This is a genomic window from Peribacillus huizhouensis (assembly GCF_014138605.1).
In the GTDB taxonomy this organism is placed as follows: domain Bacteria; phylum Bacillota; class Bacilli; order Bacillales; family DSM-1321; genus Peribacillus; species Peribacillus huizhouensis.
This window is the reverse complement of the sequence record NZ_JACJHX010000001.1, coordinates 670629-684750: the sequence shown is the minus strand read 5'-3', so window position 1 is coordinate 684750 and position 14122 is coordinate 670629. Positions and strand designations below refer to the sequence as shown.

Sequence of the window (14122 nt, the reverse complement as noted above, 5' to 3'; positions counted from 1 at the left end):
AAGACAAACAAACTGGGGAGCAGAACACTCCAAATGCAGCTTGCTAAGTCTTGTGCTTTTCGCCGGAACCTGCGCCTTGCGCTTTTCTAATGAAATGAGCTGGTATCATGTATATTACCTCAAGGGAAAAAGCAATTATTGAATTAATTATTAAAACATCTGGAAAACATACTGCTTTTTCTATTGCAAATTATCTAAATGTAAGTGTCAGAACCATTCATCGCGATCTAAAAGCGATCGAAAAAATTCTCCAGTCATATAAGCTTGATTTAGTCCGTAATTCAGATAAGGGACTCATGATTGAGGGAAAGAATGAACAAATATTTCGACTGATCCAATACTTAATGGGGATCCAGACAATTGATGAAACACCAGAGGAAAAAAAACTGCAGCTGCTCATTGCACTTTTGCAAGAAGAATCATATAAAATCCAGTCGTTAGCCGCTAGTTTAGGTGTCAGCATTACAACATTGACTGCCTACTTGGATGAATTAACAGAGTTACTAACACATTCAGATGTGCAAATAACAAGAAAAAGAGGAGTAGGGGTTGAGCTTTTCGGAACGGAAGTAAATAAACGAAAAGCCTTGGCAAACTACTTCTTACTGTATTTTAGTGAAGAACTTATTGAGAATTTATTTTTATTGCAAACTGGGAAATACTCGAAAGAAATGGTCTTGTATTATTTTCTTCCTGAGTATTTTCTTACTATTGATCGTTTAGTTATGGCTACTTTAAATCGTTTACAAACACGTCTTGCGGATGGCGATTATATCGGATTAATTGTTCATATGTGTATTACGATGCAAAGAACAGAAGCTGATTATCTGTTAGAAGATTATATAGACTATTCTTATGAACTAACTGAAGAATATAATTTAATCGTAAACATATGTAAGGAATTAGAAAAAAATTACTCAGTAGTATTTACAGAATCTGATTTCATTTATTTGGCAGTTATTCTTAAAGGTTCCAAGCTTCAAGCAGCTGATACTATTCCTTATGATAGTGTTGTACTTAGTCAAAAGGTAAAAAGTTTCATCCGAAATGTGTCTTCAAAGTTACATGTAGATTTAACCAAGGATTTTTCTTTGTATCAAGGGCTTCTCGCTCATATGGAACCTTCTTTGTTTCGGCTTAAACAACAAATGAGACTTTTTAACCCGCTTAAAGAGGAAATCAAACAAAAATATCCGGTTCTATTTATGGCCGTACAAAATAGCGTAGAAAAGGAATTTGCAGAAATTGATTTTTTCCCTGAAGATGAGATTGCGTTCATTGTCTTGCATTTTGGATCAGCTCTCGTTATGAGAGAAGAAGCAATATCAATAAAAGCACTAATCGTATGCCCAACCGGTATTGGCACTTCCAAGATGTTAGCAAGCCGAATAAAAAAGGAAATTGCAGAGATTGATACAGTAGAAATAAGTTCGATTAAAGATCTTCAGAGGCATGGAAACTTAAAAAACTTTGATGTGATTATCTCCACCGTCCGGCTTCCTTTTATCGACATTGATAATATTCTAGTATCTCCACTGTTAACTGAAGAAAATATATTAACAATCAGGAAGTTTTTACGGAATAACATCGAGAAATTAACAAAAAATAAGCATTATAAAACATCAGCGCCAACAGAATCTTCCACGCCCCGTGTAGCAAAGGGTGGGATTAGGGAAATCTTACAAGAGTTGAAGGACGTACAAGAAAGTATCCTTGCTGTTCTAAATCATTTTCGAGTGTATCGGAAACCTCATTTAAAAGGCTATGAACAAGTCATTGAAGAAATGGTATGGATGGCGGCAGAGGAAAACCTTTTAATTCATCCAAATGAAGTGTTTGAATTGTTAATGGATAGGGAAAGAAAAGGCGGGCTTGGTATTCCGAACACAGGAATGGCGCTTTTTCACTGTAGGAGTGAGAACGTTCATGAGCTGATTTTCCAAATCGCCCATTTAGAAGAGCCTTGTCTAATAAAAGGGATGGACGGCAATGACATGTTTATGAAGAATCTGCTGTTAATGTTAGCGCCAGAGGAATTAAGTGTAAGTAAGCAGGAGATCGTCAGTTTGATAAGTACAAGTTTAATTGAAAATAACGAATCAATTATGATTTTCTCCTCGTCGAATGAGGACATGATACGCGAAAAATTAGAGACCGTTTTTCTAGATTATTTACATACTAATTTAATAAGGGAATGATATGAATGAAACAAGTAGTACATTTTGGAGCAGGAAACATTGGAAGAGGATTTATTGGAGCTCTTTTTTCACAGTCTGGTTATCATGTAACGTTTATTGATCTTGCGGATCAAATCATTAATCAGTTAAATGAGAAGAAGAAGTATCAGGTTAAATTGGCCACAGATCAGAAAGAAGCTGTAACGATAGAAAATGTATCCGGATTAAATAATATGAGACAAGAAAATGAAGTTATTGAAGCGATAAAAGGTGCGACTTACTTAACGACTGCAATTGGACCGAATATCCTACCACGTATTGCGCCATTGATCGCAAAGGGCTTGGCTGCTCGAGTTAAAGAAAATGATGAAAAAATTTATGTAATTGCCTGTGAGAATCAAATCTCGGCAACAGACTTATTAAAAGGCTATATATTAGATAGTTTAGATGAAGAGACTAAAGAAAATTTATCTGGAAAAGTCTATTTCTTTAATTCTGCTGTTGACCGTATTGTTCCAATCCAAAACAATCAAGATTCTCTTGATGTTTTAGTTGAGCCTTATTATGAATGGGTTGTAGAAACAAGTGAAAGCATTCCGCCAATTGAAGGGATGACTATTGTTCCAGAACTTGCACCATTTATTGAAAGAAAGCTTTTTACAGTGAATACGGGGCATGCTGTAATTGCGTATCTTGGTTATCTTGAGAATAAGTCGACGATTGACCAAACATTGGTCGATGAAAGGATTTTCGAACAAGTTCTAGCAACTCTTGGTGAAACTGGTGCCTATTTAATCAAGCGATATGGTTTAAATCCAGAGGAGCATCAACAATATATTAATAAAATTATTAATCGCTTTAAAAATGCTTATTTAAATGATGATGTGACTAGAGTGGGACGCTCACCTCTTCGCAAGCTTGGAGCAAATGACCGACTAGTGCGCCCAGCTACTGAAGCAAAAAAAGCTGGATTATCTTACACGAATCTTACGAAGGCAATCGCTTCAGCTTTGCTTTTTGATAACAAGGAAGATGAAGAAGCAGTACAATTGCAAGCTATGATTCAAGAACATGGTGTCGGGCATGTGCTAAAAGAAGTAAGTGGATTAGATGAAAATAGTGAAATTACGCAGGAAGTTATTAAGCATTACAATGTATTAAAAAAATAAATATATGTTTAGTTTTTTCTATCATGGCTATGTTAAAGTTCGTTGTTGATTTTGGCAATATATTGATTGGAGCGGAAGGTGTGAGACTCCCGCGGAAAGCGAACGCCTTACGTTTCAATCAATAGGCAAGTTTAACAGAGCCTTAATCCTAAAATTTTCATTATTAAAACACCGTTCTAACAAGGACGGTGTTTTTAATAGGGTAAGACGAAAACAGTATGTTAAATTTTCGGTTTAATAATACTATTATTAAACTGAGTATAATCCCACTTTTTATTACTTGTAGCAATTATGTTGCACGAAGTAAACATTTTTCGAATACTCTATATAAAAAGGAGAGGGAAAGAGATGTCTTATTCACAGCGAACTCAAAAGAAAATAGTTGGGTATTCAGCGATCTTTAGGAAACTTGGAATCATTACTGAACAAGAATATAATCAAATTAAGCAAACTTATGTTGTCAAGAATGCTGATTAAAGTTTGTCAAATAAAAGGGATAATAAGGGCCAGGCTTAACACTCTAAATCAGTATGAAGTGTTTCATACACGTATCTTACTTTGTTTAGTTGTTCTGAAGTCTAACCCTTTTATTCTTATGTAAACCTCAAGGGAATGACAAAGATTACATAAAAAAATCCAACAAAAGTTGCTGGATTCAGATAAGGAGAAAAAGGTAAGTTGCTTATTCTTTATAGTATATGATAAAGATGAATAAATTATGAATAAAATGAGAAGATTCTATGAAAATAGCTCTCTAGAACTTGTTCTAGTAATTTGGATTTGACGGAAAGACTTGTATATTATACTCTAATTAGAGTATAGACTGGTCGTATCGTAGAAGAGTAGATTGGCTAACAATTGTTTTATAGGTGACAGTTACTTGTCAGAATGAAACGGATGCCATTGTCTGGTATCCTTTTTAGTATGTAGGACATGGAGACAGGGCTTCCCGACCTACTTAAATAGCCAAATCTACTGTGTAAATATACTACCTTTATTAAGAAAATACTCCAAAATCCTGCTCCGCACCACCACCATTGAGATTAGGTGAGTGTAGGGTGCTGATGGATCTTCATAGTAAATGAATGGTGGCGTTTTAACGCCATAGGGGGTTAATATGCAATTGTTAGAAGATGGAGGTATTACAAATGGAATCCATGATTATGGATATGATCGAGGCTTTTAAAGGTTTGGGCTATTTTGGAATCATGCTTGCTTTGACCTTTGAATTTGTACCAGCAGAGCTTGTGTTGCCGCTTGCAGGCTATTGGGTGTACGAAGGAGATATGAATCTTTATATGGCAATTTTCGCAGGTTCGATTGGCGGTGTGTTAGGACCTTTAACATTATATGCATTAGGACGTTATGGCGGTAGACCGATTGTTTTGAAATTCGGTAAATACTTTCTTGTGAAAGAAGTACATATTGATAAAGCAGATCATTTTTTTAAACAATACGGTGGGAGTGTGGCTTTTTTCGGACGATTTATACCGGGTGTCCGAACAGCTATATCTATCCCATGTGGTATGATGAAGATGAATATTTGGAAGTTTATTGTATATACCTATGTGGCTATGCTACCTGTCACAGCTATTTATGTTTATCTAGGCTATAAGCTCGGTCCTCAGTGGGAAAAGGCCGGTGCAATCTTCGGTCAATATGCAAACCTTCTTCTTATCCCAATTGCAATTATCATCATTTGGATGTTTGTGAAGGCAAAGAAAGCGAAGAGAGCAAACTAAATTGAAACATTAGCTTGTTGAGAGAGTCATTTCTTATCTCTGCAAGCTTTTTCCTTTTTCTAACAGACTATCTTAGAAGCATTTTTCACCCATATATCATAAGTGCCCTTCAAATGGACTTAATTCATACGACGAAACAATAATTAGATTTAGAGCGAAACACAATGAAGAAAGGCGCGTATACAAGCGCCTTCCATGATTATTTAAGTTTATTTCGCATTTATGGGAAGTCAAGGCCCACACCTCATGCTTATGAGGAACAAAGAAGGTAGGTGGGGGACTAACAATCATTGGGATGAATCCCACTGCATATTGAAGTTTCCCTTTATTAGCAGCCATAGCCTCCCGGGTAACCCCCTGGATAGCCCCCTGGATGGCCCCCTGGATAACCCCCTGGATAGCCTCCACCAAAGCCGCCACCAAAGCCTCCACCAAAGCCGCCGACAAATCCACTGGACCCTATAATAATCAAAAGAATAAATAACACAATAATTAAAGCAAAACCATTATTGAATCCACCGCAATCGCGATCTTCTACACAAGACATAGTAAATCCTCCTCAATATTGAAAAGCTTTATAGTGGCTTAGTAAAATTAAATGATCTAAGCTAATTCATCATATGTCTAATACCCAAAAATGTTTGCCTGTTTTTAAAATTGGCGTTAGATGATGCTGTTCAAGACCGGTTGACCTATAGTAGATCAAAAGATTTCATTTAGGATTAGTCTTTTTCGATGAGGATTCCGATTAAGTTGCGAATCTGTATAAACGCAAATTCCAAGAGAAATCGAAAAAAGTATGTATGGGGAATAATAGTAACAAACTTATAGAAATTATATTGCAGATTCGTTTTGTGCAATTCCGTTGAAACAAATTCTCTTTTCATCCATACTAAACATGATTGGATTTATCCCGCATTAACGGATGGTAAGCCCGATTTAGATGGGCATCTAGCGTCCTTAGCTGTAATTTATTTAATATAAGGCTCTGTTAAATTTACCTGTTGATTGAAACAAAAGGTGTTCGCTTTCCGCGGGAGTCTCACGCTTTCCGTTCCAATCAACATAGTGTCAAAATCAACAAAGAGCTTTAATATGGCCTAATAAAAATATGTTTTTTAGGGATAGGAGGATTTAGTATGGGGCATCACCACGGACATTCACATGATCACGGTCATCACCATCATCACTCAGCAAACAAGAAAGCATTACTGAGTTCATGTTTATTAATTTCCATTTTTATGGTGGTGGAAGTAATAGGAGGATTTATCACGAATAGCCTTGCGCTATTATCGGATGCTGGCCATATGCTTAGCGATGCTGCTGCATTAGGGTTGAGCTTTGCTGCGATTAAACTTGGTGAACGAAAAGCGACACAATCAAAATCATTTGGGTATAAGCGATTTGAAATTATCGCGGCTGCTTTAAATGGTCTCACATTAATCGTAATCTCTGTTGTTATTTTTATTGAAGCAATTCGTCGTTTTCAAAACCCGCCTGAAGTTCAAAGTGTCGGCATGCTGACAATTGCTGTGATAGGGTTGATTGTAAATATTATCGCCGCTTGGATATTAATGAGCGGTGATAAAGAAAATCTAAATGTCAGAAGTGCTTTTTTACATGTTATCGGTGATTTGCTCGGTTCGGTCGGGGCCATTGTTGCTGCTCTGATCATCTATTTCTTCGGTTGGGGCATTGCTGATCCAATTGCAAGTATTATTGTTGCGATCTTAATCATTATTAGTGGCTGGAGGGTCGTAAAGGAATCATTCCATATATTAATGGAAGGTACACCTGCTCAAGTGAATGTAAAAGAAGTAAAATCTGCATTATTAAAAATTGCCCATGTTAAGGATGTACATGACTTACATATTTGGTCTATTACATCTGGCTATATGAGTTTGAGTTGTCATATTGCTATCGACAAAACAGTTGGTCATGACACCGTACTTCATGAAGCGCAAAAATTGCTACATGATCAATTCAGTATTGAGCATAGTACACTACAAGTCGAATGCTATGATAAAGGATGCCCAACCCCACATGAAACATGTAATTGATTGGCTGAAGATTGTCTCGCGAAGGGTCTTGCCTACATTTAAAAATCGTAATGTATGGGACAACCCTTTAGTGTTGCGGTAACAGGGAAGTCCTATCTCTTGCTAGCTTTTTTCTTTTTTATCTGATGTTGTATAAAAGGTTTTGATTTTAACATCATACTGACACATTTGTCCTATATACTGTCTTAAAATGGTCCATCAGAGCGAAGTTTTCTGATGGATTTTGCTATAGTCTTAGGACTTGTGACCAACGACTAGCACTTCGGTGATAAATTCACTATACTTTTATTCAAGGAAGTGAAGAAGGTAATGAAAAAGATATTAATTGTAGAAGATGAAATCGCCATTTCAATGGTGTTGAAAGCATATATGCAGCGAGCAGGATATGAAGTCATTCAAATATACGATGGCTCGCAAGCTTTAACGGCATATAAGGAGCATGAACCTGATCTTGTACTCCTAGATGTCATGTTACCTGGAATGGATGGGTGGACAATATTGGATAATATCCGTGAGAGTAGCTCTTGTCCGGTTATCATGTTGACAGCACTTGGAGATGTGGATTATCGCTTGTCTGGATTTAAATCTGGTGCAGATGATTATATAACAAAGCCCTTTGTAGCTGATGAGGTTGTTGCAAGAGTACAGGCAGTACTTAGAAGATCCCCCGCTTTTGTTGATGAGGAAACTGCAAATTTTAAACAAATAGGAAGCTTGAAGATTGATTTTAATTCCTACCAGGTTCATTTAAATGAAGAAGAGATACCTTTCACCCCGCGTGATCTATCATTATTCATGTTCTTGGTGAAACATCCTAACCACATTTTTACGAGAGAGCAATTACTCGATCAGGTTTGGGGGATGGATTACGACGGTAGTGATCGAGCTGTTGATCTTGCAATTAAGCGAATAAGGAAATCACTTGAAAACTGGCCCGATACAGAAGGGGAAATAAAAACATTACGCGGAATGGGGTATCAGCTCCTTGTCTATGAAAATTAAGAAAAGAACGACACTTATACGCTATTGGACAACAAGATACTTAATAACACTGACAACGGGTTTGCTTATATTATCAGCTGTTTCGTTTTGGTGGATGGAAAAGACTGCTTTAGAATATAGGCTCAATTTGTTGAAGTACTTAGCTGAAGAAACAGCAGACCGTGCAATAAAAGGAAACGGACAAATCGTTGTTGGGCCGGTTCTGGCGAAAGCGATTGAAGAACGGGAAAAAATGATTAATCTAAATAAAACACCGATTATTTACATTGTAGAGCCAGATGGGGAAATTATTTCTACCATACCTCAAATTTATATTGATAGCAGTTCAAGTAAACTTCCAGCTGCTATAATGACCCATAAACAAACGGTTCAGAAAGTAAAATTTGAAAAAGAAAACGAAGTATATATCGTGAAGTCTCCAATCATAGATCATGATGAGATAAAAGGATGGGTGATTATCGCCCAGGAAGAAGCATCTTTAAATGAAATTAACACTGATCATGGTCTACTTGCTGTAATGATGTGTGGTCTGTTGATTCTTGGTTGGGGTGTTATCTATGCCCTTTCTCGAAAAATCTCGATACCGATTCAACATGTAGCGAATGCTGCGGCGCAAATTCGTGAAGGGAATTATGATATCCAACTAAAAGAAGAAGAGATACGAGAAGAGGAAATTTATGAGTTGGTCGAATCATTCAAAGAAATGACAAATCGGTTAATTCAAATGGAGAAATTACGAGCCGAATTACTTGCAGGGGTTACACATGATTTAAAAACGCCAGTCACATCTATTAGCGGCTTAATTCAGGCAGTCAAAGATGATGTTGTGACAGGGGAAGAAAGTAAGGAATTTTTGGATATATCACTTAAAGAGACCCATCGATTGCAAAGAATGATTGAAGATTTACTCGATTATAATTCGCTTTCAGCTGGATCATTTACTATGCTCATGGCAAATACCGATATTAAGGAATTTCTTCGAGAAATGGCGTATCGCTGGAAAATGACACAAGAGGAACAAGACTTTGATCTACGCGTTCAAGTGCCTGATCAAGCTGTAATTGGCTATGTTGATTCCTTCAGGCTCCAACAAATTATTATCAATCTGTTGAATAATGCAAAACAAGCGTTAGTAGAAAATGGGAAAATAGACGTTTGCTTGTATGAAGAGGAAAATGAAATTCGAATTGATGTGAAAGATAACGGACGAGGTATCCCAATACACGAGATAAATTATGTCTTTGAGCCTTTTTACAGAGGTGAGAAGAAGAAGCTCAAAGTAAGGGGATTAGGGTTAGGTCTACCATTCAGTAAAATGCTCTCCAAAGCGCAAAAAGGAGATATTACACTAAAAGAGAGCGATGAAAACGGTACGACCTTTACGATTCATCTTAGAAAAGCGGAGACATAAGATTTAGATAAGGTTGAGACTTGTCTCATAACCAAAGGGTCAGATCTCAATCTACTTTATAACGTTTTAATAGCATAATAAACGGTTGTAAAGAGTGTTTGCGGTCTAGGACATCCCAAATGCCATCTTTACGGATAAGATTTCGAAAACGAAACAATTGAAAATGTTTTAAACATGAAAAGAGGCTGTCTACTAAGACAGCCTCTTTAATAAAAAGTTAGGATTAATTGATCAAACTAATTGCTCTCCATAATTGAATATGGCGAACTTGGCGAGGCAGGAAACGTCCCATTTCTTCTTCATTATAGCCGGCATGTAAATTCTTTTCATCAAAGATAATAGGTCGGCGAAGTAAATCTGGGTTCTTTTGAATGATCTTGCAAAGTTCATTTAATGGTGTTGTATTAATATCAATATTTAAATTTTTGAATTTTTTTGAGCGTGTTGAGATTATTTCATCTGTGCCACCTTCAGTTTTACGAAGGATTTCCTTAATTTCTTCAACGCTTAATGGTTGTGCATACAAATTGCGTTCTGTATAGGTAATATCGTGTTTGTTTAACCATGATTTTGCTTTTCTGCATGCTAAGCTGCTTGGAGTAGTATAAATAGTAACCAATTCAATCGACTCCTTCTAGAAAATTTAATAGTTTTAATTATTCAATGTATAGTTGTTGTTTGTTTAATGATGAAGTAACTGTTAAATTACGAAACTCTCATCGGAAAAGTACGTTACCTTTTTCACTAAGTTCTACGGTGAGAACATTGATTTGCTTTTTCTTGATACTCTTACTTTACCGTTTGTTTGTGTCAGCTACATGTCAGACTTCTATATTTTTAAGAAAAATTAATTTTGCTACTTTTCTCCTGTTTTAATAGCTTGTATAATCCCCGCCTTAAAATTGTGAAGAAATAGAAGGGAGAGAAAACAATCTTATCTAGCTGTGACTCCTAGCCTGTCAGAGGAGCATAAGCATTAATACTCTGTGGCATATGCTTGGCTCAGACTATCATAGGCTGTGAGCGAGCTTACGAGACGTTCCTACACCAGTCAGCAGTAGAACGGGTCTAACAATCAGTGGGTGATGAAGAAAACCCTTATAGATTGAAGTTTCACTTTATAGAAAATTATTCTTTCATCTTCATTTATGGTATAATCGACGAACACTATTGAATGAATGAAATGAGGAACGATTTTGTTAACCTTTGAAGAAAAATTAAAGATTATTGAAGCATTTCCAGAATTAACAAGAAAAAATGTTTCGCTTGGACGAGTGAATTTTCATTATGAAGAAAGCTTGCATGAGAAAAAAATTGTAGTGCAGCACTTACATCCGAATGGAAATGGATTTGTGTTTGCAGGACATTTGCCTAAGAAAGAGAGAGGGCCGAAAGGGTTCGTGAACATTAGAGATTTTTCTGAGGACGAGTTGAAGAAAATTATTGCATCAAGCCTTCATTACTTATCAGAACCGTTTGCTGAAGTGGAAGAAGCAGAAGAGGAATTTGCCCACCTTGTAGGGACCTGGATTGGTCGTGACAAACACGAGCTTACTTTAGTTCATGAGGACTTGTTATGGAATATTTATTCTGGAACTAATATCGAGGAATGCTTTGAATCTCCGATTGAGGCAGAGCGTTATTTAATGGAAGAACGCTTCAGGAAAAAGAAGTAAGTTAGATGTAGAAAAATAGGAGAAATTGTCGATAGTTTTTTTGGCAATAGCCTTGTTTTTTAAAAGAAATACATGGTATACTATAATCAATTATTTTTGTTCGGAATAAGATTCATAGAAGGAAGTACCTATATGGTTTCCTCTTGAAGACATTATCCTAGATCAAGAATAGTAATAAAAGGATTTTTTCCAAACAGGAGGCACTATACATGGTACAAGGTAAAGTAAAATGGTTTAACGCAGAAAAAGGTTTCGGTTTCATCGAAGTTGAAGGTCAAGACGACGTATTCGTACACTTCTCAGCTATCCAAGGAGAAGGCTTCAAAACTCTTGAAGAAGGTCAAGAAGTTTCTTTCGAAATCGAACAAGGCGCTCGTGGACCACAAGCTGCAAACGTTCAAAAATAATTTTTGAATTCTCTAAGAAAGAGGCTCCGGTTTGGAGCCTTTTTCGTGTTTGAAGAACTTGTTAAAAATGTGGTAGCTCATCCAAGTTATTTTCTTTTAACCCGTCCGGTTCACTTCGTAAAATATCTCGTCCATATTTATGAAATACATCTACATGAGCAAGTTTTCCATTCTTTGCTTCAGATAGAGCGGTAGGGTAATCTAACTCTCTGCCAGTATTTGTTTTGACAGCTATGATATTACCATCATCGTTTTTCCGAACAGCTTCAATAAACTCCTTGCCATGATCAACCTCTACATTTATCAGATTATCTGTATTTTCTTGCTGTCTATATTGATTGTATGCATCTTCAAAACGATCCATTTTGAAAGCCACCTCCTATACACATAGAATAAACAAAGACAAAAAATGTATACATAGGAATATAGCAAATTCGCATTTGTATATCCCGCATTAACGGCTAGTATGACTCCTAGCATCCAGGTTGAGAGGAATAGCAACAGCCTATTTCTATTCTAGTTGCGGCCCCTAGAACGACAAAGGATATAGTATTACAAGCTTATGCACGGACTATCACAGGTTTTGATGGCGTCTCTGTTGCTCACGGGACATGAGCAAAGGAGACGATCCTACATCAGTCGCCTCATATTTTGAAGTATAAGCCCGATTGGTGAGGCGCAATGAAACTGGCTGATAGTTAAACGCGGGTTTAGGGGGCTTCCCATAACGAAAGAGTCAAACCCTGCAACTACAATTGATAGGCTAATTTAAGCGGAAGTAGCCTATCAATTGTGGTTAGAATGCGTGGTTTGACTCTATTGAAAAAACTTTATTTTACAAGCTTATTTTGTTGAACTCTTAATTTCTCTTTGTAAATTTCCGTGAATTTTTTTATTCGCGATAGATCAGATTCTTGATACATCTGCTCAATCTTCAAGGTAACGGCTAATTGTGTGTTAGCGAAGAGCATGTCACGGAAACGGTTTACAGCTCCGCAAAAATGATTGTAGTTTGTTTCACCTGTGCCAAATACCCCTGTGACTAATTGCGATACTTGAGCAATTTCTAATTCCTCATACAATGGGATGATTTTTGCAGGTAAATCGCCATCGCCCCAAGTATAGGTACCAACCAATAAACCTTCATATTGAGAAATTGTGCTAAGGTCAAAATCCTTTACTCTGAATAGCTTCGCTTCTGGCAAAAAGGAATAAATGGCTTCTGCGAGAGCTTTTGTATTTCCGCCCGCAGAATGGTACACAATTGCTGTTTTCATAGTTCATCGAAGCCATTACTTGCATTGACCTGGCTATACGTTCTAGATTTTTGTTCAAAGAAGTCTGTCTTGGTCAATCTAATTGATTCATCATCAAAAGTCTTAATCCAAGGCATTGGATTTTCTGGATATTCTTTGTAGAGATTATCCAATCCAAGCATGCGCAATCGTTTATTAGCAATATACTCAATGTATTCGTAAAACTCTTCTAAATCAAGATCTGCTTTTCCTTGAATGTCTTCAAGCATGTATTCAGACCACTCTTTTTCTAGATCAACAGCTTTTTCCAATGTTTCATAAATAAATTTCGTGTTGCTTTCATTGTTCAGCTCTGGATATTCATACATTAAAATTTGTATCAGCATTCCGACAAAGTCAAAATGAACCATCTCATCACGATGAATATAGGAAATCATCGTCGCAGAACCAGTCATTAAGTTTTGGCGGCCTAAGTTGTAATAGAAAGCAAATGCAAGATAGAAATAAATGCCTTCAAGATTCGTAGAATGAACTAAAGCTTCGAATAAATGTTGTGGGCTAGGTTCATCAACGAATTTCTGATAAGCATCTACAATTGGTTTATTTCGTTTTATAACCTGCGGATGTTGTTTAATTCGATCAAACAATTGCTTCTGCTTATCAAGAGGAACTAATGAAGCAAGAATGTAAGAATATGATTCGTTATGAATGGACTCTTGTTGCGCCATGTTTGCCAGGATTGCTTTTACCGCAGGATCCTTAACATATCGTAAAAATTCGATCAATGTCGGTGTTTGTAAACTATCTAGACCTGCTATCATCGTGATAATATCCAGAAATGCATCTTGAATATCTTCGTCTAGCTCGCCCCATTGCTTCTTGTCTTGAATCATACTTACACTTGATGGCTTCCAGAAGTTGTTGATTAATTGTGTATATATATCATAAAATTTCTCGTACTGAATATCATTCCACAGGAGGAAACCTGAACCTTCCCCTTTGAATACACCAGTAGCCTTTGTAGGATATGTAGGTTCTAACAATCGGATCTTATTAATGTGGTATGTCATGTAATCGCTCCTTTGTTATTAGAGGGTGTTCAAAATCCCAATAAAAATTCTTAGTAAAAGAAAAAGACTGCATCGAAATACAAGTTGACGAATGTTTAATGCTAGACTTTGTAGATGATCGCTCCTTGAATTTTATTGGCGTGGATCTTTCT

The 14122-nt window shown here is 36.6% G+C and carries 14 protein-coding genes; 9 read left to right on the top strand and 5 right to left on the bottom strand.

Annotation, left to right across the window (positions count from 1 at the left end):
* The first annotated feature begins 107 nt into the window (after window positions 1-107).
* From HNP81_RS03115 to HNP81_RS03105, 4 genes are all read left to right on the top strand, one after another.
* Window positions 108-2198, top strand: a complete 2091-nt coding sequence (locus HNP81_RS03115) for a BglG family transcription antiterminator (RefSeq protein WP_182501515.1) — start codon at window positions 108-110, stop codon at window positions 2196-2198.
* Between the two features lie 5 nt (window positions 2199-2203).
* A complete protein-coding gene (locus tag HNP81_RS03110; RefSeq protein ID WP_182501514.1) occupies window positions 2204-3346 on the top strand; it encodes a mannitol-1-phosphate 5-dehydrogenase in 1143 nt (380 codons plus the stop codon).
* A gap of 348 nt (window positions 3347-3694) precedes the next feature.
* A complete protein-coding gene (locus HNP81_RS24220) occupies window positions 3695-3823 on the top strand; it encodes a hypothetical protein (RefSeq protein WP_268745211.1) in 129 nt (42 codons plus the stop codon).
* A gap of 671 nt (window positions 3824-4494) precedes the next feature.
* The gene (locus HNP81_RS03105) at window positions 4495-5088 is read left to right on the top strand and encodes a DedA family protein (protein ID WP_182501513.1); all 594 of its coding nucleotides are present in this window, start codon (window positions 4495-4497) and stop codon (window positions 5086-5088) included.
* A 328-nt stretch (window positions 5089-5416) separates the two neighbouring features.
* On the opposite strand, the gene HNP81_RS03100 is transcribed toward HNP81_RS03105, so the two are convergent.
* Entirely contained in the window at window positions 5417-5635 is a 219-nt protein-coding gene (locus HNP81_RS03100) for a YjcZ family sporulation protein (protein WP_182501512.1), read from the bottom strand.
* 592 nt (window positions 5636-6227) lie between these two features.
* Between HNP81_RS03100 and HNP81_RS03095 the strand changes: the two genes are divergently transcribed.
* From HNP81_RS03095 to HNP81_RS03085, 3 genes are all read left to right on the top strand, one after another.
* On the top strand, window positions 6228-7148 hold the full coding sequence (locus HNP81_RS03095; RefSeq protein ID WP_028393300.1) for a cation diffusion facilitator family transporter: 921 nt from the start codon (window positions 6228-6230) through the stop codon (window positions 7146-7148).
* A 309-nt stretch (window positions 7149-7457) separates the two neighbouring features.
* A complete protein-coding gene (locus HNP81_RS03090; protein ID WP_182501511.1) occupies window positions 7458-8150 on the top strand; it encodes a response regulator transcription factor in 693 nt (230 codons plus the stop codon).
* Window positions 8140-9561 (top strand): HAMP domain-containing sensor histidine kinase, encoded by a 1422-nt coding sequence (locus HNP81_RS03085; RefSeq protein WP_246399225.1) that lies wholly within the window; start codon window positions 8140-8142, stop codon window positions 9559-9561. The genes HNP81_RS03090 and HNP81_RS03085 overlap by 11 nt, the downstream gene beginning before the upstream one ends.
* A 223-nt stretch (window positions 9562-9784) precedes the next feature.
* Here the strand turns inward: HNP81_RS03085 and spx are convergent, their stop codons facing one another.
* The gene (gene spx / locus HNP81_RS03080) at window positions 9785-10180 is read right to left on the bottom strand and encodes a transcriptional regulator Spx (RefSeq protein ID WP_028393297.1); all 396 of its coding nucleotides are present in this window, start codon (window positions 10178-10180) and stop codon (window positions 9785-9787) included.
* Window positions 10181-10757: 577 nt separating this feature from the next.
* Between spx and HNP81_RS03075 the strand changes: the two genes are divergently transcribed.
* Together HNP81_RS03075 and HNP81_RS03070 are read left to right on the top strand one after the other, a co-directional pair.
* Window positions 10758-11237 carry a hypothetical protein gene (locus HNP81_RS03075; protein WP_182501509.1) on the top strand — a complete coding sequence of 160 codons (480 nt, stop codon included), beginning with the start codon at window positions 10758-10760 and terminating at the stop codon, window positions 11235-11237.
* Between the two features lie 209 nt (window positions 11238-11446).
* A complete protein-coding gene (locus tag HNP81_RS03070) occupies window positions 11447-11644 on the top strand; it encodes a cold-shock protein (RefSeq protein WP_028393295.1) in 198 nt (65 codons plus the stop codon).
* 61 nt (window positions 11645-11705) lie between these two features.
* Here HNP81_RS03070 and HNP81_RS03065 read toward each other — a convergent pair whose 3' ends face one another.
* The 3 genes from HNP81_RS03065 to HNP81_RS03055 all read right to left on the bottom strand — a co-directional run bounded on the left by HNP81_RS03065 (window position 11706) and on the right by HNP81_RS03055 (window position 13970).
* Window positions 11706-12008 carry a DUF3892 domain-containing protein gene (locus tag HNP81_RS03065; protein WP_182501508.1) on the bottom strand — a complete coding sequence of 101 codons (303 nt, stop codon included), beginning with the start codon at window positions 12006-12008 and terminating at the stop codon, window positions 11706-11708.
* A 466-nt stretch (window positions 12009-12474) separates the two neighbouring features.
* A complete protein-coding gene (locus HNP81_RS03060; protein WP_182501507.1) occupies window positions 12475-12921 on the bottom strand; it encodes a flavodoxin domain-containing protein in 447 nt (148 codons plus the stop codon).
* A complete protein-coding gene (locus tag HNP81_RS03055) occupies window positions 12918-13970 on the bottom strand; it encodes a ribonucleotide-diphosphate reductase subunit beta (protein ID WP_028393292.1) in 1053 nt (350 codons plus the stop codon). Before HNP81_RS03055 ends, HNP81_RS03060 begins: the two co-directional genes overlap by 4 nt.
* Between the last annotated feature and the right edge of the window lie 152 nt (window positions 13971-14122).